The sequence below is a fragment of the Streptomyces sp. CA-251387 genome (genome assembly GCF_050936625.1).
In the GTDB taxonomy this organism is placed as follows: Bacteria; Actinomycetota; Actinomycetes; order Streptomycetales; family Streptomycetaceae; genus Streptomyces.
The window spans coordinates 6,839,498-6,861,973 of sequence record NZ_JBNJMJ010000001.1 but is presented as its reverse complement, the minus strand read 5'-3'; the positions used below and the strand labels follow the sequence as shown (position 1 = coordinate 6,861,973).

The following is a 22,476-nucleotide window of genomic DNA, read 5'->3' as shown; positions in this document are numbered from 1 at the left end:
GGCGTCGGTCAACCCTTCACCGCGCCCGTGAGCATGCCCTTCTTGAAGTGCCTCTGGACGAAGGGCGAAAGCACGGCCACCGGCAGCAGAGCCATCACCATGACCGCCATCTGCACGGCCAGCCCCGACAGTTGCCCCGTCTTGATGGCCTGCCCGAGACCAACCGGCGCTTCCTGCTTCTGCACGAGCTGGATCATGACGTTCTGCAGCGGCATCATGTCCTGGTCGTTCAGGTACAGGGAGGCGTTGAACCAGGCGCTCCAGTACCCGACGGCGTAGAAGAGTGTGATCACCGCGATGACCGCGCGCGACAGTGGCATGACGATCTGCCAGAGAATCCGGAAGTCACCGGCGCCGTCGATCCGTGCGCTGTCGATGAGTTCCTGCGAGATGCCCATGAAGAAGCCGCGCAGGACCAGGATGTTGAACACGCTGATCGCGCTCGGGAGGATCAGCGCCAGGTAGGTATCGGTCAGGCCGAGCGTCTGCACCAGCAGGTAGGTCGGGATGAGACCGGCGCTGAAGAACATGGTCGCCAGCAGCGTCATCAGGATCCAGCGGTGGCCGAGCGAGCCGGTGCGGGAGAGGCCGTAAGCGCACAGGACGGACACGGTCATCGAGAACAGCGTGCCGACCAGGGTGACGAGGATGCTGATGATCGTCGCGCGGGTGACCTGGCCGCCGCTGAGCAGTTCCTGGTAGGCGATGAAGGTGATGTCCTTGGGCACTATCACCAGCCCGCCGGCCTCGTCGATCGTCTTGCGCGAGGAGATGCTGGTGACGACGACGATCCACAGCGGGAAGAGGATCGCCAGGCAGGCGATCCCCAGGACGAGGCCTTTGCTCGCCAGTCCGGCCTTGGTGGGGGTCTCCTCCCACACCGGCCGGGGCGGGGCCTGCCACCGGCGGGGCTTGCTCACGGGCTTGTCGATGACGGCGGTCACTTCTTGTACACCCCCTGCTCGCCCATGAGATGGGCCACCTTGTTCGCGGCGAGGACCAGGCCGATGCTGACGACGCCCTTGACGAGACCGGCGGCGGCCGCGTAGCCGAAGTCCTGGTTGCGCACGCCGTTCCACCACACGAATGTGTCCAGGACCTCGGCCGCACCGGGTCCGACGGAGTCGCGTTGCAGCAGGATCTGTTCGAAGCCGACGGTGAGGGCGTCGCCGACGCGCAGCACCAGCAGCAGGGCGATCACCGGCCGCAGCGCGGGCAGGGTGACGTGCCACATGCGGCGCCAGCGCCCGGCGCCGTCCATGGCGGCGGCCTCGTACAGGTCGGGGCTGACCGAGGCCAGAGCGGCGAGGAAGACGATGATCCCCCACCCGGCGTCCTTCCATACAGTCTGCGCGGTGACCAGGAAGGCGAAGGTGTCCGGGTTGGTCATGATGTCGAGGCCGTTGTAGCCGTTCTCCCGCAACAGCTGGGAGAGCATTCCCGCGCCGCCGAACATCTGCTGGAACACGGCGATGACCAGCACCCAGGAGAAGAAGTGCGGCAGGTACAGGACCGCCTGCGCGACCGCCCGCACCCTGGGCCTGACCACGCTGTTGATGAGCAGAGCGAGCAGGATCGGGATCGGGAAGAACAGCGCGAGCTGGAGGAAGAACAGCACCAGTGTGTTTTGGACGGCGGCCCAGAAGGCCGAGTCCGCGAAGATCCGCTGGAAGTTCTCCAGCCCCACCCAGGGGCTGTTCAGGATGGACACGACCCCGTTCTCGCTGATGTAGGGGTCGTAGTCCTGGAAGGCGACGACGTTGCCGAGGATCGGCACGTAGTTGAAGAGCAGGACCAGCACAAGGGCCGGCAGCGTCATCAGGAGCAGCAGGCGGTCACGCCGGAACCTGTTTCTGAAGCTCACCTTCCCCGTGGGGGACGTGTCGGCGGAACCGGTGGCGCCGCTGGACGCCACCGGGGTCTTCGCCGTCGTGTCGGCCTCGGCCCTGCTCCGAGGCACCGTGCTGTGGGACACAGCCGTTCTCCTTGCCTCAGAGCCTGGTCAGCCGGCCGCCGAGCCGTTCTCGTCGAGGATCTTCTGGTACCAGTCGCGCAGCTTGTCCCCGCCCTTGCTCTTCCAGTCGGAGACGAACTGCTGCATGTCGCTGATCTTCTTGCGGCCGCGGACGATGTCGTCCTCGAGCTGCTCGGCGTCGTTTTGGAGGTTGGTGTATCGGGCGGGCTCGGTGATCTGCATGCCCCAGAAGGAGGACTTCTTGGCGAAGGCGCCCATCCGCTGCTGCCACTCGACCTGGCCCTTGGCGACCTCGGGGAAGTCGGGGTGCGCGAGGGTCGCGGCGGGGCTCGCGACCATGACGTAGGCGTTCATCACCTCGATGTTGCCCTGGTCGGTCTTGGTGGGCACGCCGTCCTTGACGGTGTAGTGGGTGCCTTCGACGCCGTAGTTGGTCATCATGTACTCCTTGGTGCCGTACGGCGCCGCGGTGACGTTGGCGACGGCCAGCACATCGCGGATGACCGACTCGGAGGCCTTCTTGTTGACGAAGGCGAAGATGCCGGCGGGCTGTTCGGCCCACAGGGTGGGGTTGCCGCCGTCGTGGCCCCAGATGTCCATGCCCCAGATCTTGAAGTCCGGGTTCTGGGTGGCCTGTTCGGCGGTGCGGCCCCACCACTGGGAGATGTTGTTGGGGTAGATCAGGAACTCGCCCGCCGCGAACTTGGGGCCCGGGTCGGGGGCGTTCTTGCCCATCTTGGAGTCGGGGTGGACGACGCCGGCGGCGAAGAGCTTGCGGGACCACTCCAGCGCCTCGAGGAATTCCTCGGTCTCGATGCGGTTGACGAGCTTGCCGTCGACCAGGTTCCAGCCGAGCGGCTTCTCGGCGCCCGAGAGCACTCCGAAGGCCTGGAAGGCGGTCCACTTCATGTCCAGGCACGCCCACCGCTTGGCCTTGGCGTTGGTGATCTCCTTGGCCAGGGCCATGAACTCGTCGCAGGACTTCGGGATTTCGTAGCCCTCCTCGTCGAAGATGTCCTGCCGGTACAGGGGCACCATCGAGGGGGCGGACGGCGCCGGCATCGGCAGGCCGCGCAGCTTGCCGCCGAAGATGGAGCGCTGCCAGGCCCCCGTCGGGATCGCGGCGAGGTTCGGGTACTCCTTGACCGCGTCCCCGGAGAGGTACGGCCCGAGGTCGGCGAACTTGCTGATGATGGCGCTGGGTATCTTGCCGCCCATGTTCCAGCCGGGGACGACCACCACGTCCGGGACATCGCTGGAGGCGAGGACCGCGCCGAGCTTCTGGTCGTAGGTGTTGCCGTCCTGGTTCTGCCAGACGACGTCGACGCCGATCAGGTCGTTCATCGCCCTGTAGTAGGCGTTGTTCTGCTTCGGCGGCGAGCCCCAGAACGGCGACATGACGGTGACCTTGCCGCCCTTGCCGAGCTTCTTCGGGACCGAGGTCTTGAGCGTGGCGAGGTCCAGCTTGCTGGTGAAGCCGATCGCCGAACCGTTCTTGGACGGGATGTCCGGCGTCACCACGTTGCTGGCCACGTACGCCGGAAGGATCTTCTTGGCGTCCTTGCCCGACGTGGTGCCGTCGCGCGAGCCGCTGTCCGAACCGCCGCAGGCGGCGAGCAGTGGCATCCCACCGGCCACCGCTGCGGTGGCGACCGCCGTGGAGGCGAGGAAGCTTCTCCGGCTGGGGCCGGAAGGACCAGGGGAGGGGGCGGCGGCGTTCGGCGTCATTGCGTCAACCCTTCGTGGCGCACCTGGACACCCGGCGGTAGGCCGTCGGCTGCGGTGTCGTAAGTGGAACTGGCTGAGCTGAAGCGCTCCTTCGAACCGTGCGGCGAGACTGCCGTAGTCGAAGCGCTTCGATGTTGCTGCGAGGTTAAGTGAAGGCCTGTGGGTGCACAAGGGTCGTTCCCAAGATTCCTGTGAGGCTCGGAAAGGGACCTTTTCTTATGCACTGCTTGAAGTCATGGTGCCGATCCCTTGACACCCGCCCTTGCGTCGAATGAGCATCGAAGCGCTTCGAAAGCATCGAACCGATCCATTGCAAAGGGATCCCCACGTGACCGCACACACGCCGCCCACGCCGCCTTTCCGCGATCAGCACCTGCCGTTCGCGAAGCGCATCGACGACCTTCTGTCGCGGCTCACACTCGACGAGAAGATCGGCTTCCTGCACCAGTTCGTCCCCGCCGTCGAGCGGCTCGGCATCGCGGAGTTCCGCACCGGCCAGGAGGCGCTGCACGGCGTGGCCTGGATGGGTCCGGCCACCGTCTTTCCGCAGGCGGTGGGCCTGGGCGCGACCTGGAACACCGATCTCGTACGACGGGTGGGCGAGGCGGTGTCCAAGGAGGTCCGGGCGATGCGCGCCCGCGACGACCGCGTGGGCCTGAACGTCTGGTCCCCCACCGTCAACCTGCTGCGCCATCCCCTGTGGGGCCGCAACGAGGAGGGCTACTCGGAGGATCCGAAGCTCACCTCGGCCATCGCCACCGCCTACACGCGCGGCCTGCGCGGCGACCATCCGACGTACTGGCGCACCGCGCCCGTCCTGAAGCACTGGCTGGCGCACAACAACGAGACGGGCCGCGACGTCACCTCCTCCTCGGTGCGCCCGCGCGTCCTGCACGAGTACGACCTGCGCGCCTTCCGCGAGACGGTCGAGGCGGGCGCCACGGCCGGGGTGATGCCGGCGTACAACCTGGTCAACGGCCGCCCCAACCACGTCTCGCCGTATCTGCGCGAGCACCTGCGCACCTGGACCGACGAGGACCTGCTGGTCTGCTCGGACGCGGGCGCGCCCTCCAACCTGGTCGATTCCGAGCACTACTTCGACACCCACGAGGAGGCCACGGCCGCCGCGATCCTCGCCGGCGTCGACAGCTTCACCGACCACGGCACCGACGGCTCCAAGATCACCGCCCGGGTGCGCGGCGCCCTGGAGCAGGGCCTGCTGACCGAGGCGGACATCGACACGGCCGTCCGCCGCCAGCTCTCCGTCCGCTTCCGCCTCGGCGAGTTCGACCCCGAGTACGACCCGCACGCGCTCACCACCGACTTCGACACCCCGACCCACCGGGCCCTCGCCCAGGAAGCGGCCGAGCAGGCGATCGTGCTGCTCAAGAACAGCGGCGGTCTGCTGCCGCTCGCGCCCGGCGCCCGGATCGCGGTGGTCGGCCTGCTCGCGGACGAGTGCAAGCTCGACTGGTACAGCGGCACCCTCATCCACCGCTCCACCCCGCTGGAGGGCCTGTACGAGCGGTTCGGCGCCGAGCGCGTGCAGTTCGCCGAGGGCGTGGACCGCATCCGGCTGAAGACCTCGGCCGGAACCTTCCTCCACGTCCCCCGGGCGGACGCCGCCGACGAGGTCCGCGGTGCCGAAGGCGCCCTCGACCCGGCGCTGCTCGCCGGCCGCACCGACCTGCCGCCGCTGACCACCGACCCGACCGGCACCGAACTCGCCCTCGTCGACTGGGGCGAGGGCGTGCTGACCCTGCGCGCCCCCGAGGGCCGCTACCTCTCCGTCGCCGAGGACGGCTACCTCCGCGCCTCCGCCGACCAGCCCGGAGGCTGGATCGTCCAGGAGACCTTCCGCCTGGAACCGCACGAGAACGGACACCTCCTGAGGCACATCGGCACGGGCCACCACGTCTCAGTCGCCGCCGACGGCGTCAGAGTTGCCGAAGCGCACCCGGAAATCTTCGAGCTGATCATCGTCGAACGCGGCGAGGACGCGGTGACCAGAGTCGCCTCGCAGGCGGACGTGGTCCTGGTGGTCGCGGGCAACGACCCGCACATCAACGGCCGCGAGACCGAGGACCGCACGACCCTGACCCTCCCCGCCCACCAGGAGCGCCTCCTGCGCGCGGCCCGCGCGGCCAACCCGGACACGGTGCTGGCGCTGGTGTCGGCGTACCCGTACGCGCTCGATCACGGGGATGTTCCGGCGCTGCTGTGGACGGCCCACGGCGGCCAGGCGGCCGGCACCGCCCTGGCCCGGATCCTGGCCGGCGACGTCTCCCCCGCCGGCCGCCTCCCGCAGACCTGGTACGCCGCCGACACCGACCTGCCCGACCTCCTCGACTACGACGTCATCGGCAGCCGCCAGACGTACCTCTACTTCGAGGGCACGCCTCTCTTCCCGTTCGGCCACGGCCTGTCCTACGCGACCTTCGCCTACGAAGGCCTCACGACCCGGGTGACGGACGACGCGCTGCACGTGTCCTTCACCGTCACCAACACCGGCGACGTGACGGCCGACGAGGTCGCCCAGCTCTACACCCGCGCCGTGGACCCGGCGGTGCCACGCCCGCGCCGTGAGCTGGTGGCACACAGCCGGGTGCGTCTGGAACCCGGCGAGGAGAGCGAGCTGACCTTCGAAGTCCCCCTGTCCTCCTTCGCCTTCTGGGACGTGGCCCGCGGCGGCTGGCGCCGGGAGCCGGGGCCGTACGAGCTGCTGGCGGGCGCGTCCAGTGAGGACATCCGCCTGCGGACGACCGTGATCCTGGACGGCGAGGCGGCGGCACCGCGTCCCGTGCTGCGGCGCGGACTGGACGCGGCCGACTTCGACGAGCAGAGCGGCGCGGCGATCGTCGACCGTACGAAGACGTCGGGCGACGCGGTGACGGCGGCGCAGGGCAGGTCGTGCCAACTGGTCTACCGCGACTGCGACTTCGGGGACGGCGTGGCGGAGGTGACGGCGACGCTGTCCGGCGAAGGGGCGGTCGACATCTCAATGGACGGGGGCCCGGTGCTCGCCGTAGTGACGTCGCCGGCGCCGGATGCGGGCCCGTACGACTACACGACCGTGCGGGCCGGAATCATCGCCGAGGGCGTCCGCGACGTCCACCTCAGGCTGCGCGGCCCGCTGCGGCTCGCGCACGTCGGCTTCTCCGGTTGAGGGTCCGGACGAGGCCGGCACATGAAGGGGCCCGGCACCGGAAGGCATCGGTGCCGGGCCCCTTCGGAAAGCCTAGCTGAAAATGGTTCCCATTTACTAGAGGGCGAGGCCGGTGAGGACCATCACCCGCTCGTAGGTGTAGTCGTCCATCGCGAACTTCACGCCCTCACGGCCCACGCCCGACTGCTTGGCGCCGCCGTACGGCATCTGGTCGGCGCGGTAGGAGGGCACGTCGCCGATGACGACGCCGCCGACCTCGAGGGCCCGGTGGGCGCGGAACGCGGTCTGCAGGTCGTGGGTGAACACACCCGCTTGCAGGCCGTACTTGGAGTCGTTGACGGCGGCGAAGGCGGCGGCCTCCCCGTCGACCTTCTGCACGGTGAGGACGGGTCCGAAGACCTCCTCGCACGCGATCGTGGTGTCGGCCGGTACGTCGGTGAGGACGGTCGGCGCGTAGGAGGCGCCGTCGCGCTCACCGCCCGTGAGGAGCTTGGCCCCGGCGGCGACGGCCTCGTCCACCCACGTCTCGACGCGCTTGGCGGCGTCCTCGCTGACGAGCGGTCCGACGTCCGTCTTGTCGTCGCTCGGGTCGCCGGTGACCTGGGCCTCGACGGCGGCGACGATGCGCGGCAGGAGGCGGTCGTACACGGACGCGTCCGCGATCACCCGCTGCACGGAGATGCAGGACTGGCCGCCCTGGTAGTTGGAGAAGGTGGCGATGCGGGTCGCGGCCCAGTCGAGGTCCTCGTCGGAGGCGTAGTCGCCGAGCACGACCGCGGCTCCGTTGCCGCCCAGCTCCAGGGTGCAGTGCTTGCGCGGCGCGGAGTCCATGATCGCGTAGCCGACCTTCTCGGAGCCGGTGAAGGAGATCACGGGCAGCCGCGGGTCCTGGACGAGCGCGGGCATACGGTCGTTGGGGACCGGGAGGATGCTCCAGGCGCCGGCCGGCAGCTCGGTCTCGGCGAGCAGATCACCGATGATCAGCCCGGACAGCGGGGTGGCCGGGGCGGGCTTCAGGATGATCGGCGCGCCGGCGGCGATGGCCGGGGCGATCTTGTGGGCGCACAGGTTCAGCGGGAAGTTGAACGGCGCGATGCCGAGTACGACGCCCTTGGGGAAGCGCCGGGTGATGGCGAGGCGCCCCTGACCGCCGAGGTCGGTGTCGAGCCGCTGGGCCTCGCCCCCGTTGAACCGCCGGGCCTCCTCGGCCGCGAACCGGAACACGGACACGGCACGGCCGACCTCGCCGCGGGCCCACTTGATGGGCTTGCCGTTCTCGGCGGAGATCAGCCGGGCGATCTCCTCGGTCCGCTCGACCAGCCGCCTGCTGACGTGGTCGAGGGCGGCGGCGCGCACGTGGGCCGGGGTGGCGGCGAACTCGTCCCGTACGGCGTATGCGGCGGCGACGGCCTCCTCGATCTGCGCGTCCGTCGGCACGCTCACCTTGCCGACGACCCGCCCGTCCCACGGGGAGGTGACATCGAAGCTGTCCTCGCCGGTGACCTGGCGGCCGGCGAGCCAGAAGGCGTGGGTGGCAGCCACATTTTCCTTTGGCATGTCGATTTCCCGGCCCTTCCGCGTTGGGGGTGTTCTTGGGTTCGGGGTCCACGGTAGGGGGTGGAGGCGAAGGGGTGTTTGTCCGGGGTGGAGTGGTGGGGGGCGATGGTGCGCCGGTTCGGCGAGGTGGTGGTGCCGGCTCCTCGAACGCCGGGCGGCTACTCGGCCGACGTCGCCTTCAGCGCCAGCCAAAGCTCCATCCGCACATCCGCGTCATCCAGTGACCGCCCCAGAATCTCCTCCACCCGCCGCATCCGATACCGCAGCGTGTGCCGATGCACCCCCAGGTCCGCAGCCGCCGCATCCCACTGCCCATGCCGCGACAACCACGCCCGCAGCGAGGCCACCAGATCCCCCCGCCCCGTCGCGTCATGCTCGTGCAGCGCCCGCAGCAACCCGTCCGCGAACGCCTTCACCGCATCGTCCGCGAGCAGCGGCAGCACGGACCCCGCGGCCAGCTGCTCGTGCTCCACACACACCCGCCCCCGCCGCCGGGCCACCGACAGCGCCTGCTCGGCCTGCTTGTACGCGGCCGCGGCGGCGATGGGGCCGGCCGGCGCCGACAGCCCCACGACCACCTCGTCCTCGTCGGCGGCGGCCCCCGGCTGCTCCGGTACGACCCCCGCCCGCGCCGCCTCCAACGCCGCCGCGTACTCCGCGCAGGCCGCCACCGCCGCACCCCCGTCCGCCGCGAGCACCACGACCCGCGCCGCGTCCCCTTCCCCCTCCGGCACCACGAGCACCGCCTCCCCGGCCCGGGCCGCCGCGGACTCCACGACCTCGGTGAGTGCGCCCAGCGGATCGCCCTGCGCGCCGGACGCGTCGACCAATACGGCGGCTGACGTTTTGGGGAGCGGCACCCGCGCCCCGGAGTCCACGACCCGCGCCGCCGACACCGACGCCGCCTCGGCGACGATCACCCGGAAGGGCGCGTCCAGCAGGTCGCCGTAGAGATCCCCCGCCACGGCCCGCGCGTGATCCGGCTCCCCGGCGAGCAGCATGCGCAGCACCGCCGCCCCCACCCGCTGCTCAGCCGCGTGCAGCGACCGCGACCGCTCGGTCGTCAGCGTCAGCAGCGCGATCGCCGAGTGGACGGCGTACCGCTCCGCCGTGCCCAGCGCGGCCGCCGTCCCGACCGCCAGCGCGGCCCGCGGCCGGCGCCCCGTGCCCAGGGTGTGCAGCTCGACCCGGTCCTCGTGCTCCGGCCCGCCGACCACGGACGACGCCGGCGCGGGCCGCTCCCGCAGCCGTTCCACGTCCGCCGTGAGCCGCGCCGCCCGCCGCCCCGCCCACTCGGGCGCCGTCGCGACCACGGCACCGGAGGCGTCGTACAGCGCCGCCCAGCCGTCCACCTGCGACGCCAGCGCGGCCAGCAGTCCTTCCGGCCCGTCGGTCAGCGCCTGCTTCGTCAGCTCCCGCTGTGCCGCGAACCCCGCCGTCACCGCCCGGTACTGGTCCGCCGCGATCGCCGCCGACACGGCCTTGCTGATGGCGAGGAAGGGCGTGCGACGGGGCACCTCCAGCAGCGGCAGGCCCTCCTCCCGGGCCGCGTCGACGAGGGCCTTGGGGATCTCCTCGTAGTTGACGCCGACCGCGAAGCCGAGACCGACCACGCCCGCCCCGACCAGCCGCTTCACATAGCGCCGCATGGTGTGCGGATCCTCCGCGTCCAGCTTCAGCGCGGTGATCAGCAGCAGCTCCCCGCCCTCCATGTAGGGCACCGGATCGGCGAGCTCGCTCACGTGCGCCCAGCGGACGGGGACGTCCAGACGGTCCTCGCCCGCCCGCACGGTCAGCTTGAGCGCGGAGTGGTGGACGAGCGAGGCGAGGGTGGGGGGCATGAGGCCTTCAGTGGGATGTGATCGTCGTGATCTTTTGGCCGCCGTGTATGAACGACCTGTGACGATTCTGCCTCACCGTACGGTCGACCCGTCACCTCATCCGCGCAGATCCACCAGCAGCGGCGGCGCGTGCTCGCCCTGCACGCTGGTGAGCGACAGCACCGCATGGCCCGGCGGCACCGCGTGCGCCAGCTCGGACGCCGACCACCGCTCCCGCTCGACCTGACGGACGGTGACGGCTTCCGTGGTCACCGCCTTGCCCGTCACCAGCTTGCGCAGGGCATGCATCGCTCGGGTCATCGGCTGATCGGCGAACACGGTGTGCTGGGCGACATCCTTGGCCTCCACCCACTCCGTGCCCCAGGCGTCGGCAAAGCGGCTGCCGTCCCAGGTCGTCACCCCGGACAGGGCCATCCGGCAGCCGACAGCCCCGTACAACGGCCCGTGGAGGGCCTCAGGCACGTCGGAGACCGTGCGCAGCGCAAGCACGACGCCGGCGTTCTGCGAGCGCAGCCGCTGAATCCGCCGAACCGACTCGGGAGTGACGGTGCCCGTGGCGTCGTCGAGGACGAGACTGACGAAGTGGTCGCTCGATCCGCCCCGTACGACCTCGGTGAACTGGGCCAGCACGAGCCTGGAGATCAGGCGGGAGACCTCCTCGTGACCGCGCTCGGGCAGGTCGATACGGACACGCAAGGGGTGGTGGGTGACAGCGCGTAGCGAGAACGGGCGGTTCGCGCCGCTGCCCGAGCCGAAGAAGTCGGCGAAGGCGGGCCGGTCCAGCAGGGCGAGCCGGTCGGCGAGCACCGGGCCGGGATCACCGGCGGCGCCGACCTGCCGGATACGGGCCTCGAGTTCGCGGCGCATCACCATGTGCTGGTCGTCGGCCAGCCGCGCACGCAGATCGGAGAGTGCCGACTGGTCCCCTTCCAGCAGATTCCGCAGTACGGGCAGGGCAGGGAAGTGGCCGTACCCGGCCCGGTAGGGGCCAAGAAGCTGAGCCAGCGCGGTGCTCGCGCGCTCGGCGCCGACGGTGTCGAGGTCCCCGGCCAGCGCCTCGGCGAGGAATGCGGCTGCCTCGTCGGGGTCTTCGGTGTCCGCGTACGGGTCGAAGTCATACTCCGAAGCGGGGTCGCCGATGCGCACCACGACGTCGTACGACGAGTCCGCCCCAACCGGCGTGCCCGCGCGGCACACCACGACGACCGCGCAGGTGCCGGTGAGCGCCTGGAGCGCGAGGGACTCGGCCACCGGGGCGATCACCTGCCGGGTCTTGCCGGCGCCCGACGGTCCGACGACCAGCAGGGAGGTGCCCAGCGTCTCCGGCCCGAGAGCCGCGCCCACGCCGCCGTAGGCCGGCGGGGTGCGCTCGGAAGAGGCCCACTGTCCGATGCGCACCTGCCCGCTGAGGATGTCGTGCCGGGCGGTACGGCCGGACAGGTCCCGGGCGCCGGAGGGATGCGTGAACGCGGCGGCACCCTCACGCAGGACCGTGTCCGTGAAGGCAGCCACTCGGCCCTGGCTGCGGGCACGGACCCACCCGTACTCGATGCGGGCGCAGTCCACGTCGTTCATCCGCCCGGCGAGCACCTCGGCGGTGAGTACGTCAGCGGCCTGGTGCTGGCCGGCGTCGCGCAGCTCGGGCCAGCGGGCACGGGGCTCTGCGGCGACTGGCGACGGGCCCTGCGCGGCACGGCCCCGGGCCGCGAGCCAGGCCCGGGCCAGGGACCACCAGCCACCGAGCCGGGCGAAGGGCCACAGGACGAGGGCGGTGATGAGGACGTGGAGCACGGTGTCCCACAGCGAGGTGTAGACCTCGTACCCACCGCTGATCAGCACGATGAGGGAGAACAACGGGCTCACGACGGGCAGGGGGTCCCAGCCGACGCCGGGGAAGGTGTCCGGGTAGACGAGGCTGAGGGCGACGAGGGCACCCAGGGCGGCCAGAAGGGCACGGGCCGGCTGAGGTTTGCGGCCCACGAGATGACGGACGACAGCGAGCCAGCTCCCCAGTCGGCCCACCGTGTAGACGAGCACGGCGAAGAAGAGGCCGTTGTACACGTCCAGGGCCTCGACGCCCGGGTACTGCAGTGTCTGGCCCTCCAAATGCCTGGGAGAGGCGAGGGTGCCACCCCACCACCAGTCTTCCGGGGTGAAAAGCCGCAGGACCGTGAACTGGTAGGGGATCCCCCCGCGCTGCCAGAAGGACCACACCACAAGCGCCACGGCAAGCGGAATGAGCATGCCGACGACGGTCATGGGATTGACCCGCTCCGTGTTCAGCGCGGCCTTCGGCGTCCGGTATCCGAAGCGCCAGATGCCGGGACCGGTCTCGGGCCGGGCTTCGTTCAGCCAGTCAGCCACAGACGTGCCCGGAGCGTGCGTCGGCCGCGGTGGCGCCGCGGGGGCCTCCGGCGGCACCGCCGGACGTGGCACAGGCGTCGCGTGCGTGCCCCGCGCGTCCTGCGTCCCGTCGCTGTCCATCGCCCTTGCCCCCTGACCAGCCGCTCCGTCCACCATCAGCGAGCCAATCTAACGCCCTTGCATGGGGAGTTCACCGCTTACACGGCCGACGGAACGGACCGAGATGCTCCGGATATCGTCATGGCCTGGCCTGGACGCGCGGAACAGGAGACGGAGATTCCCTGGCGACCGACCAACTGCCCTTCCGCGGCAAGGACTCGACCGGACCGACGAGTGCCGCCTGGGACGCTGCGGCGACCCGGCGAGCGTGGTGCCGGCAGACGGGACGGAGCCTGCTCATCGTCGGTGCGTGCGCCGGATGGTGGATGTACGTCGACGAGCGGGCGACCCGCCTGTGGATGGCGGGCGACCCCCAGGGGCCCTGCGTGGTCTCCGTCCCCGGCGGCGCCGAGCCCGTCCGGTCGCTATGTCCAACACGGACAACCGGCGCTCCTGACAACGCCCACATGGAGCATGCCCACCCCCCACTCCCCGCCCTAGCCTGCGAGAAAAGACAAGACAAGCGTCCGCAAAACCCCCAGGAGCCCCTCATGAGCGCACTTCCGCAGGAGCGCCGCGTCGTCACCGCCATCCCCGGCCCGAAGTCGCAGGAGCTGCAGGCCCGCCGTACCGCCGCGGTCGCCCAGGGCGTGGGCTCCGTACTGCCCGTGTTCACCGCGCGTGCGGGCGGCGGCATCATCGAGGACGTCGACGGGAACCGGCTCATCGACTTCGGCTCCGGCATCGCCGTGACGTCCGTCGGCGCGTCCGCCGAGGCGGTCGTGCGCCGGGCCTCCGCCCAGCTCGCCGACTTCACCCACACCTGTTTCATGGTCACCCCGTACGAGGGCTACGTGGAGGTCGCCGAGGCCCTCGCCGAGCTCACCCCGGGTGACCACGCCAAGAAGTCCGCGCTGTTCAACTCGGGCGCCGAGGCGGTCGAGAACGCCGTCAAGATCGCCCGCGCGTACACCAAGCGTCAGGCCGTCGTCGTCTTCGACCACGGCTACCACGGCCGCACCAACCTCACGATGGCGCTGACCGCGAAGAACATGCCGTACAAGCACGGCTTCGGCCCGTTCGCGCCCGAGGTCTACCGCGTGCCGGTGGCGTACGGCTACCGCTGGCCGACCGGCCCGGAGAACGCGGGCCCGGAGGCCGCCGCGCAGGCCATCGACCAGATCACCAAGCAGGTCGGCCCGGACAACGTCGCCGCGATCATCATCGAGCCGGTCCTCGGCGAGGGCGGCTTCATCGAGCCGGCCAAGGGCTTCCTGCCGGCCATCAGCAAGTTCGCCTCCGACAACGGCATCGTCTTCGTCGCCGACGAGATCCAGTCCGGGTTCTGCCGTACGGGTCAGTGGTTCGCGTGCGAGGACGAGGGAATCGTGCCCGACCTGATCACGACCGCGAAGGGCATCGCCGGTGGTCTGCCGCTCGCCGCCGTGACCGGCCGCGCGGAGATCATGGACGCCGCCCATGCCGGTGGCCTCGGTGGCACCTACGGCGGTAACCCCGTCGCCTGTGCGGGTGCGCTCGGCTCGATCGAGACGATGAAGGAGCTCGACCTCAACGCCAAGGCGAAGAACATCGAGGCGATCATGAAGGCCCGCCTCACCGCGATGGCCGAGAAGTTCGACATCATCGGCGACGTCCGCGGCCGTGGCGCGATGATCGCGATCGAGCTGGTCAAGGACCGCGCCACCAAGGAGCCGAACCCGGAGGCGACCGCCGCGCTCGCCAAGGCCTGCCACGCCGAGGGCCTGCTGGTCCTGACCTGTGGCACCTACGGCAACGTGCTGCGCTTCCTGCCCCCGCTGGTCATCGGCGAGGACCTGCTGAACGAGGGCCTCGACATCATCGAGCAGGCCTTCGCCCGCATCTGATCCCGCATTCGAGGTCACAGCAAAACCACTGGTGAACGACCGGATCCCGGTCCCACGCACCCCATCCGCCCCAGCCCTGGCACCCTCCGTGATTCCGGGGCTGGGGCGGCTGTCGGCAGAGCGTGTGAAGAAGGTGTGCGAGGTGGATGTCAGGACGCGATTCCGTCTGTCTTACGCCGTCGCCCTGCCGTAGGTTCTAACCAGATGAGAGATACACCCCGCCCAGAGGGGACTCTGGGTGACATCGGGCCGAGGCCTCCCCAGCTTCGACCTGGTCGTGCCCTCGCGCACACAACCGGGGCCTCCGGCTCCGGATCTCCTCACCGATCGGACAGTCGCCCGCCCCAAACCCCCCGGGGCGCGCGACCATCCGGTCCGGACGGCCGCCCCGGAACCACCCCCCCTGTTCCGGGGCGGCCGACCTCCCTCTTCCTCCTTCTCGGTCTCCCGGCCCGTCTCTTCGCCCTGATCACCTGGCAGGTCGTCGCGGAAGGGCCGCTCGTGCGTGTGGACGAGCGGGTCAGCCGGGCGCTGATCCAGCCGGACCGCTTCTCCGAGCTCCTGTCCGACCTGGGCAATGTCCAGGTCGCGGTCCCGGTCCTCGCCGTGGTCCTCATCCACACAGCGTGGCGGTCCCGCCGCACTGGTACAGACCGCTGGTGGCTGCCGGCCACCGCGGCTGCCGTCCTGATGGCGCTGGTCCCGGCCTTGATCGTGCCCCTCAAGGAACTCACCGACCGCCCGGGCACCCCCGCCGTGCCTCCGGCGACCGGCTACTTCCCCTCCGGCCACACCGCCACGGCCGCCATCGCCTACGGCTCCGCGGCCCTGGTCCTCCTCCCCTGGCTCCGCACCGCCCGAGCCCGTCTGGCGCTCGTCCTCACCTACGGCGTCCTCGTCCTCGGCGTCTCCTTCGGCCTGGTCCGCCGCGGCTACCACTGGCCACTGGACGTCGTGGCCAGTTGGTGCCTGTGCACGGTGCTCCTGGTCTCGCTGCGGCTCTTCCTCAGCCGAAGTAGCCGTCGAACGTCCGCTGGAACTCCCAGCCGCCGTACCGGTCCCAGTTGATCGACCAGGTCATCAGGCCGCGCAGCGCGGGCCAGGTGCCGTGGGTGGCGTACGACCCGCAGTTCGTCCTCTTCGTCAGGCAGTCGAGGGTCTTGGTGACCTCGGCCGGGGGGACGTGGCCGTTGCCCGCGTTGGTCGAGGCGGGCATGCCGATCGCCACCTGGTCGGGACGCAGGGGCGGGAAGACGTTGTTCGGGTCGCCCGCGACCGGGAAGCCGGTGAGCAGCATGTCGGTCATGGCGATGTGGAAGTCGGCGCCGCCCATGGAGTGGTACTGGTTGTCGAGGCCCATGATCGGTCCCGAGTTGTAGTCCTGGACGTGCAGCAGCGTCAGGTCGTCGCGCATCGCGTGGATGACCGGGAGGTACGCCCCCGCCCTCGGGTCCTGGCCACCCCACTTGCCGGTGCCGTAGTACTGGTAGCCGAGCTGGACGAAGAAGGTCTCCGGCGCCATGGTGAGGACGAAGTCGTGGCCGTACCTGGCCTTCAGGGTCTTCAGGGCCGAGATGAGGTTGACGATCACCGGGGTCTTGGGGTTCTTGAAGTCGGTGTCGTCGGCGTTCAGGGAGAGCGAGTGGCCCTCGAAGTCGATGTCGAGGCCGTCGAGGCCGTACTCGTCGATGATCTTCGAGACCGACGTCACGAAGGTGTCCCGGGCCGCCGCGGTCGTCAGCTGTACCTGGCCGTTCTGCCCGCCGATGGAGATCAGCACCTTCTTGCCGGCCGCCTGCTTGGCCTTGATCGCCGCCTTGAAGTCGGCGTCGCTCTCGATGTTCGGGCACTCGGTGGCGGGGCAGCGGTCGAAGCGGATGTCGCCCGAGGTGACCGATGTCGGTTCGCCGAAGGCGAGGTCGATGACGTCCCAGCTGTCGGGGACGTCCGCGAGGCGCGTGTAGCCGGAGCCGTTGGCGAAGCTCGCGTGGAGGTAGCCGACCAGGGCGTGGGCCGGGAGGTCCGTGCCCCCGCCGCCCGTCCCGGCGGTGGTCGTGGCCGTCACCGTGGCCGACCTCGCGGACTCGCCCGCCTCGTTCACCGCGGTGACCTGGAAGCTGTACGCGGTGGACGGCGAGAGACCGCCGATCGTCGCCGAAGTGCCACTCACGGTCTGGCCTTTGGCGCCGTCGCGGTAGACGGCGTAGCTCGTCGCGCCCGGGACCGGCGACCAGGACAGGGCGACGCTGGAGGACGTGACCGTGCCGGTCTTCAGGCCGGTCGGCGCTGCGGGCGGCTGACCGGCGTCGACGCCCGGTCCGACCAGGGAGATGTCGTCGGCGTGGTAGGCGCCGGTGCCGTACCAGCCGTGGGTGTAGAGGGTGACGCGGGTGGTGGAAGGGCCGGTGCGGAAGGTGGTCGTGAGCTGCTGCCAGGTGGTCGCCGACTGGGTCCAGGTGGAGACGTCGGTGGTGCCGGTGCCGCTCGCGCCGAGGTAGACGTACGAGCCACGGACGTATCCGGACAGCGTGTACTGGGAGTCCGGTTTCACGGTCACCGTCTGCGCGCACCGGGCGTTGTCGGTGCCGGCAGGGGTCGCCTGCAGCGCGGAACTGCCGCTCCGGACAGGTGAGTTGACGGTCATTCCGGCCGTGCAGGTCCAGCCGTCGAGGCCGGCCTCGAAACCGCCGTTGCGGGCAAGGTCCGCGTCGGCCGCACGGGCGGCCGACGAGAGTGCGGTGATGCCGGGCAGGGTCAGTGCTGCGGCGGCGAGGAAGGCGAGGGGTCTGGAGCGATCCACAAGTGCCTCCGGGCATGGGGGAATTGGAGGGGCGGAGCGCGCCCAACTTGGTCCAGACCAATCGGATTGTCAAGGCTTCCGGTGGGGAGCGACCAGCCACGACACCGCCGCAGCCGACCGACAACCCCTCGCGGCACCCCCCTCAGCCGTCGTCGGCCAAGCCGGCGGCAGCCTCGTGCATGGCCAGTTCCAGGAGTGCCGGGTCGGTGAGGGTGCCCGTGCCGTCCGGGGGGACCAGCCAGCGGATGCCGCCGGTGGAGCGGCCCGGGTACGGGACGACGATCCAGGTGCCGGCTCCGGCCGTACGGATGCCGGTGCCGAGCCAGCGGGCGGCCGTGCCGGGCGGCACGAAGAAGCCCATGCGTGAGTCGCCGAAGTCGACCAGGACCGGGCCGAGTTGATCGAGGATGCGGGTGAGGACGTCGAGGGTCGGGTAGCCGAGCTCGCCCGGCAGGATGAGTACGTCCCAGGCCTTGCCGGCGGGCAGCAGCGCGACCCCGAGGGGGTTGCGCTCCCACTCCCAGCGGCAGGCTTCGGGATCCGGAGCAACGGATGCCAGCCACTCGACCGCCGTCTTCGCCCCTGTCATGACGGTGACCTCCCTTTCCTTCGGGGACGCTGATCGCGTCACAAGGGAGAGGGAGGCCCCTGCCAGGCATTACGCGGGTTTTCGCCACCAACTGGATGTGACCTGGGTCACATTCGACCGACGGCCGTCAGCTGTCGAAGCCGAGACCCAGTCTGTCCATCGCCTTCAGCCACAGGTTGCGGCGGCCGCCGTGCGCGTCGGCGCGGGCCAGCGACCACTTGGTGAGCGCGATGCCGGTCCAGGCGAAGGGCTCCGGCGGGAAGGGCAGCGGCTTCTTGCGGACCATTTCGAGCTGCGTGCGTTCCGTGCGCTCCCCCGCCAGCAGGTCCAGCATCACGTCCGCGCCGAACCGGGTCGCGCCGACGCCGAGGCCGGTGAAGCCCGCCGCGTACGCCACCTTGCCCTGATGGGCCGTCCCGAAGAACGCCGAGAAGCGGGAGCAGGTGTCGATGGCGCCGCCCCAGGCGTGGGTGAAGCGAGTGCCCTCCAGCTGCGGGAAGCAGGTGAAGAAGTGCCCGGCGAGCTTGGCGTACGTCTCCGGGCGGTCGTCGTACTCGGCGCGGACCCGGCCGCCGTACGGGTAGATGGCGTCGTAGCCGCCCCAGAGGATGCGGTTGTCGGCGGAGAGGCGGAAGTAGTGGAACTGGTTGGCCGAGTCCCCGAGGCCCTGCCGGTTCCTCCAGCCGATGGACGCCAGCTGGTCGGCGGTTAGCGGCTCGGTCATCAGGGCGTAGTCGTAGACCGGGACCGTGTAGGCGCGGACGCGCTTGACCAGGTTCGGGAAGATGTTCGTGCCGAGGGCGACCTTGCGGGCGCGGACCTGGCCGTAGGGGGTGCGTACGGCCATGCCGGCGCCGTACGGCTTCAGGGTGAGGGCGGGGGTGTGCTCGTAGACGCGGACGCCGAGGTCCAGGCAGGCCCGCTTCAGGCCCCAGGCCAGCTTGGCGGGGTTGACCATGGCCACGCCCCGGCGGTCGTAGAGGCCCGCCTGGAATGTCGGTGAGTCGACTTGTTCCCTCACGGCGTCGGCGTCGAGGAACTCCACGCCGTCGGCCAGGCCCTGGCGTTCGATCTCCTCGTACCAGTCCCGGAGTTCCCAGGCCTGGTACGTCTCGGTGGCGACGTCGATCTCGCCGGTGCGCTCGAAGTCGCAGTCGAGGGAGTAGCGGGCGACCGCCTTCTCGATCTCGTCGAGGTTGCGGGCGCCCAGCTCCTGGAGCTTGTGGATCTCGTCCGGCCAGCGGGCGAGCCCGTTGGGCAGGCCGTGGGTGAGGGATGCGGCGCAAAAACCGCCGTTGCGGCCGGAGGCGGCCCAGCCCACCTCGCGGCCTTCGAGCAGGACCACGTCCCGCTGTGGGTCGCGCTCCTTGGCGAGGAGCGCGGTCCACAGTCCGCTGTAGCCCCCGCCGACGACCAGCAGGTCGCAGGTCTCGGCGGTGGTGAGGGCGGGTTCGGGGTGGGGCTTTCCGGGGTCGTCCAGCCAGTACGGGACCGGCTGGGCTTCAGAGAGTGCCTTTGTCCAACTGTTCATGGCGCTTGGGGCCATGATTTCAACTCCCTACAGGGGTTTTCCCTGGGCTTGTGCCTTGTGGCTTATGCCTTCTGCTTGTTTCTGCGGTTTCCGATGACCATGGAGGTCAGGACGAACAGTACGGCGACGACGAACATGGCCGTACCGATGACATTGATCTGAACGGGCGTTCCGCGCTGGGCCGAGCCCCAGACGAACATCGGGAAGGTGACGGTGGAGCCCGCGTTGAAATTGGTGATGATGAAATCGTCGAAGGAAAGGGCGAAAGCGAGCAGCGCGCCCGCCGCGATACCGGGAGCGGCAATCGGCAGAGTGACGCGGATGAACGTCTGGAACGGGCCGGCGTACAGATCCTGAGCCGCCTGCTCCAGCCTCGGGTCCATCGACATGACACGGGCCTTCACGGCCGTCACGACGAAGCTGAGGCAGAACATGATGTGGGCGATGAGGATCGTCCAGAAGCCGAGCTGGGCGCCCATGTTGAGGAACAGGGTGAGCAGCGAGGCCGCCATGACGACCTCGGGCATCGCCATCGGCAGGAAGATCAGCGAGTTCACGGCGCCGCGTGCTCGGAAGCGGTAGCGGACCAGCGCGAAGGCGATCATCGTGCCCAGCAGCGTGGCGCCGAGCGTCGCCCAGAAGGCGATCTGGAGGCTGACCGACAGCGAGCCGCACAGGTCGGAGACGCCGCACGGGTCCTTCCAGGCGGCCGTGGAGAACTCCTGCCATTCGTAGTTGAAGCGCCCCTTCGGTTTGTTGAAGGAGAACACCGTCACGACGATGTTCGGCAGAAGCAGGTAAGCGAGCGTCAGCAGTCCCGCGATGACGACGAGATGGCGCTTGAGCCAGTTGACGAAGGTCATTTAAACCAGATCCTCCGTTCCCGACCTGCGGATGTAGAAGGTCACCATGACGAGGATGGCGGCCATCAGGATGAAGGACAGGGCCGCGGCCGTCGGATAGTCCAGGATCCGCAGGAACTGCGTCTGGATGACATTGCCGACCATGCGGGTGTCGGTGGAGCCGAGCAGGTCCGCGTTCACGTAGTCACCGGCGGCCGGGATGAAGGTCAGCAGGGTGCCGGAGACGACGCCCGGCATCGACAGCGGGAAGGTGACCTTGCGGAAGGTGGTGGTGGGCTTGGCGTACAGGTCGTGCGCCGCCTCGTGGAGGCGTGGGTCGATGCGCTCCAGCGAGGTGTAGAGCGGCAGGATCATGAACGGCAGGAAGTTGTACGTCAGACCGCACACCACCGCGAGCGGCGTGGCCAGCACGCGGTCGCCGGAGGTCATGCCGAGCCAGCTGGTGACGTCCAGGACGTGCAGCGTGTTGAGGGCGCCGACGACCGGGCCGCCGTCCGCGAGGATCGTCTTCCAGGCGAGGGTGCGGATCAGGAAGCTGGTGAAGAACGGCGCGATCACCAGGATCAGGATCAGGTTCCGCCAGCGGCCCGCGCGGAAGGCGATGAGGTAGGCGAGCGGGTAGCCGAGGACCAGGCACAGGATGGTCGCCGAGCCGGCGTAGAGCACCGAGCGCAGGAACTGCGGGTAGTACTCGGACAGGGCGTCCCAGTAGGTGGCGAAGTGCCAGGTGACCTTGTAGCCCTCCTCCAGGGAGCCCGTCTGCACGGACGTGGATGCCTGGTAGATCATCGGCAGCGCGAAGAAGACGACCAGCCACAGGATGCCGGGGAGGAGGAGCCAGTACGGCACCAGTCGGCCACGCTTGCGCGGGGGCTTCTTCTCGGGGGCCGTCGGGGAGAGAGGCGGTGGCGCCTCGGTGAGCGTCGCCATCAGACCGCCGCCTCTTCCTCGGTGCCCGCGTCGATGTCCTGCGTCGCGTCGAGGCCGAAGGTGTGCGCCGGGTTCCAGTGCAGGACGACGTCCGCGCCGGGCACGAGCCGGGGGTCGCGGTCGATGTTCTGGGCGTAGACCTCGAACTCGGGGCAGACCGGGCTGTCGACCAGGTACTGCGTGGAGACGCCGATGAACGAGGAGTCGGCGATCTTCCCGGTGATGCGGTTGCGGCCCTCGGGGATCTCGCCGGCCTCGTCGGCGTGGGTGAGGGAGATCTTCTCGGGGCGTACGCCGACCAGCACCTTGCCCCCGGTCGACGTGGATGCGCTGCACCGCGCCTCGGGGAGGACGAGCTTGCCGCCGCCCGCCTTCAGCACGATGTCGTCGCCGCTCTTGGAGTCGACCTCGGCCTCGATGAAGTTGGAGGTGCCGAGGAAGTTGGCGACGAAGGTCGTGCGCGGGTTCTCGTACAGGTCGGCCGGCGAGCCGAGCTGCTCGACGCGGCCCGCGTTCATCACGGCGACCCTGTCGGCCATCGTCATGGCCTCCTCCTGGTCGTGCGTGACGTGGATGAAGGTGATGCCGACCTCGGTCTGGATGCGCTTGAGCTCCAGCTGCATCTGGCGGCGCAGCTTGAGGTCGAGGGCGCCGAGGGGCTCGTCGAGGAGGAGCACCTTGGGGTGGTTGATCAGCGCACGGGCCACGGCGACGCGCTGCTGCTGGCCGCCCGACAGCTGGTGCGGCTTCTTGCGGGCCTGCTCGCCGAGCTGCACGAGGTCGAGCATCTCCTCGACCTGCTTCTTCACCGACTTGATGCCACGCCTGCGCAGGCCGAAGGCGACGTTCTCGAATATGTCGAGGTGCGGGAAGAGGGCGTACGACTGGAAGACGGTGTTCACCGGCCGCTTGTACGGCGGGAGGGCCGTCACGTCCTGCTCGCCGAGGTGGACGGTGCCCCCGGTGGGCTCCTCCAGGCCGGCGATCATGCGCAGGGTGGTGGTCTTGCCGCAGCCGGAGGCGCCGAGCAGGGCGAAGAAGGAGCCCTGCGGCACGGTCAGGTCGAGCGGGTGGACGGCGGTGAAGGAACCGTAGGTCTTGGTGATGCCGGAGAGGCGGACGTCGCCGCTGGTGTCGTTCGTCATTG

The 22,476-nt window shown here is 69.9% G+C and carries 15 protein-coding genes; 3 read left to right on the top strand and 12 right to left on the bottom strand.

Features of this window, described 5'->3' with window-relative positions:
- Window positions 1-8: 8 nt before the first annotated feature.
- From ACQEV2_RS30845 to ACQEV2_RS30835, 3 genes are read right to left on the bottom strand one after another with little or no spacing between them, the layout of a single operon-like run.
- A complete protein-coding gene (locus ACQEV2_RS30845) occupies window positions 9-944 on the bottom strand; it encodes a carbohydrate ABC transporter permease (protein WP_433048611.1) in 936 nt (311 codons plus the stop codon).
- Window positions 941-1,975 carry an ABC transporter permease gene (locus ACQEV2_RS30840; protein WP_433048608.1) on the bottom strand — a complete coding sequence of 345 codons (1,035 nt, stop codon included), beginning with the start codon at window positions 1,973-1,975 and terminating at the stop codon, window positions 941-943. The genes ACQEV2_RS30845 and ACQEV2_RS30840 overlap by 4 nt, the downstream gene beginning before the upstream one ends.
- 27 nt (window positions 1,976-2,002) lie before the next feature.
- Window positions 2,003-3,703, bottom strand: a complete 1,701-nt coding sequence (locus tag ACQEV2_RS30835; protein ID WP_433048605.1) for an extracellular solute-binding protein — start codon at window positions 3,701-3,703, stop codon at window positions 2,003-2,005.
- A 328-nt stretch (window positions 3,704-4,031) separates the two neighbouring features.
- Here ACQEV2_RS30835 and ACQEV2_RS30830 point away from each other — a divergent pair, with 328 nt between their 5' ends.
- Window positions 4,032-6,869 carry a glycoside hydrolase family 3 C-terminal domain-containing protein gene (locus ACQEV2_RS30830; protein ID WP_433048602.1) on the top strand — a complete coding sequence of 946 codons (2,838 nt, stop codon included), beginning with the start codon at window positions 4,032-4,034 and terminating at the stop codon, window positions 6,867-6,869.
- A gap of 96 nt (window positions 6,870-6,965) precedes the next feature.
- Here ACQEV2_RS30830 and ACQEV2_RS30825 read toward each other — a convergent pair whose 3' ends face one another.
- From ACQEV2_RS30825 to ACQEV2_RS30815, 3 genes are all read right to left on the bottom strand, one after another.
- Window positions 6,966-8,411 (bottom strand): aldehyde dehydrogenase family protein, encoded by a 1,446-nt coding sequence (locus ACQEV2_RS30825; protein WP_433048599.1) that lies wholly within the window; start codon window positions 8,409-8,411, stop codon window positions 6,966-6,968.
- A gap of 173 nt (window positions 8,412-8,584) precedes the next feature.
- On the bottom strand, window positions 8,585-10,267 hold the full coding sequence (locus tag ACQEV2_RS30820) for a PucR family transcriptional regulator (RefSeq protein ID WP_433048596.1): 1,683 nt from the start codon (window positions 10,265-10,267) through the stop codon (window positions 8,585-8,587).
- A gap of 96 nt (window positions 10,268-10,363) precedes the next feature.
- On the bottom strand, window positions 10,364-12,751 hold the full coding sequence (locus tag ACQEV2_RS30815) for an ATP/GTP-binding protein (RefSeq protein ID WP_433048593.1): 2,388 nt from the start codon (window positions 12,749-12,751) through the stop codon (window positions 10,364-10,366).
- A gap of 530 nt (window positions 12,752-13,281) precedes the next feature.
- Between ACQEV2_RS30815 and gabT the strand changes: the two genes are divergently transcribed.
- Entirely contained in the window at window positions 13,282-14,616 is a 1,335-nt protein-coding gene (gabT, locus tag ACQEV2_RS30810; protein ID WP_433048590.1) for a 4-aminobutyrate--2-oxoglutarate transaminase, read from the top strand.
- 234 nt (window positions 14,617-14,850) lie between these two features.
- Entirely contained in the window at window positions 14,851-15,684 is an 834-nt protein-coding gene (locus tag ACQEV2_RS30805; RefSeq protein ID WP_433054895.1) for a phosphatase PAP2 family protein, read from the top strand.
- Here ACQEV2_RS30805 and ACQEV2_RS30800 read toward each other — a convergent pair.
- The 6 genes from ACQEV2_RS30800 to ACQEV2_RS30775 all read right to left on the bottom strand — a co-directional run bounded on the left by ACQEV2_RS30800 (window position 15,623) and on the right by ACQEV2_RS30775 (window position 22,474).
- The gene (locus ACQEV2_RS30800; protein WP_433048587.1) at window positions 15,623-17,416 is read right to left on the bottom strand and encodes a chitinase; all 1,794 of its coding nucleotides are present in this window, start codon (window positions 17,414-17,416) and stop codon (window positions 15,623-15,625) included. The genes ACQEV2_RS30805 and ACQEV2_RS30800 overlap by 62 nt on opposite strands.
- 142 nt (window positions 17,417-17,558) lie before the next feature.
- Entirely contained in the window at window positions 17,559-18,005 is a 447-nt protein-coding gene (locus ACQEV2_RS30795) for a hypothetical protein (RefSeq protein ID WP_433048584.1), read from the bottom strand.
- 127 nt (window positions 18,006-18,132) lie between these two features.
- Window positions 18,133-19,551, bottom strand: a complete 1,419-nt coding sequence (locus ACQEV2_RS30790; protein WP_433048581.1) for an NAD(P)/FAD-dependent oxidoreductase — start codon at window positions 19,549-19,551, stop codon at window positions 18,133-18,135.
- A gap of 47 nt (window positions 19,552-19,598) precedes the next feature.
- Window positions 19,599-20,399 carry an ABC transporter permease gene (locus ACQEV2_RS30785; RefSeq protein WP_433048578.1) on the bottom strand — a complete coding sequence of 267 codons (801 nt, stop codon included), beginning with the start codon at window positions 20,397-20,399 and terminating at the stop codon, window positions 19,599-19,601.
- On the bottom strand, window positions 20,400-21,329 hold the full coding sequence (locus tag ACQEV2_RS30780; protein WP_433048575.1) for an ABC transporter permease: 930 nt from the start codon (window positions 21,327-21,329) through the stop codon (window positions 20,400-20,402).
- A complete protein-coding gene (locus ACQEV2_RS30775) occupies window positions 21,329-22,474 on the bottom strand; it encodes an ABC transporter ATP-binding protein (protein ID WP_433048572.1) in 1,146 nt (381 codons plus the stop codon). The genes ACQEV2_RS30780 and ACQEV2_RS30775 overlap by 1 nt, the downstream gene beginning before the upstream one ends.
- Window positions 22,475-22,476 lie beyond the last annotated feature (2 nt).

Bases quoted from the DNA above. Each gene is read 5' to 3' on its own strand.
- ACQEV2_RS30835 (WP_433048605.1), bottom strand. From the start codon at position 3,703: ATGACGCCGAACGCCGCCGCCCCCTCCCCTGGTCCTTCCGGCCCCAGC.
- ACQEV2_RS30820 (WP_433048596.1), bottom strand. From the start codon at position 10,267: ATGCCCCCCACCCTCGCCTCGCTCGTCCACCACTCCGCGCTCAAGCTG.
- ACQEV2_RS30815 (WP_433048593.1), bottom strand. From the start codon at position 12,751: ATGGACAGCGACGGGACGCAGGACGCGCGGGGCACGCACGCGACGCCT.
- gabT (WP_433048590.1), top strand. From the start codon at position 13,282: ATGAGCGCACTTCCGCAGGAGCGCCGCGTCGTCACCGCCATCCCCGGC.
- ACQEV2_RS30795 (WP_433048584.1), bottom strand. From the start codon at position 18,005: ATGACAGGGGCGAAGACGGCGGTCGAGTGGCTGGCATCCGTTGCTCCG.
- ACQEV2_RS30790 (WP_433048581.1), bottom strand. From the start codon at position 19,551: ATGGCCCCAAGCGCCATGAACAGTTGGACAAAGGCACTCTCTGAAGCC.
- ACQEV2_RS30785 (WP_433048578.1), bottom strand. From the start codon at position 20,399: ATGACCTTCGTCAACTGGCTCAAGCGCCATCTCGTCGTCATCGCGGGA.
- ACQEV2_RS30780 (WP_433048575.1), bottom strand. From the start codon at position 21,329: ATGGCGACGCTCACCGAGGCGCCACCGCCTCTCTCCCCGACGGCCCCC.
- ACQEV2_RS30775 (WP_433048572.1), bottom strand. From the start codon at position 22,474: ATGACGAACGACACCAGCGGCGACGTCCGCCTCTCCGGCATCACCAAG.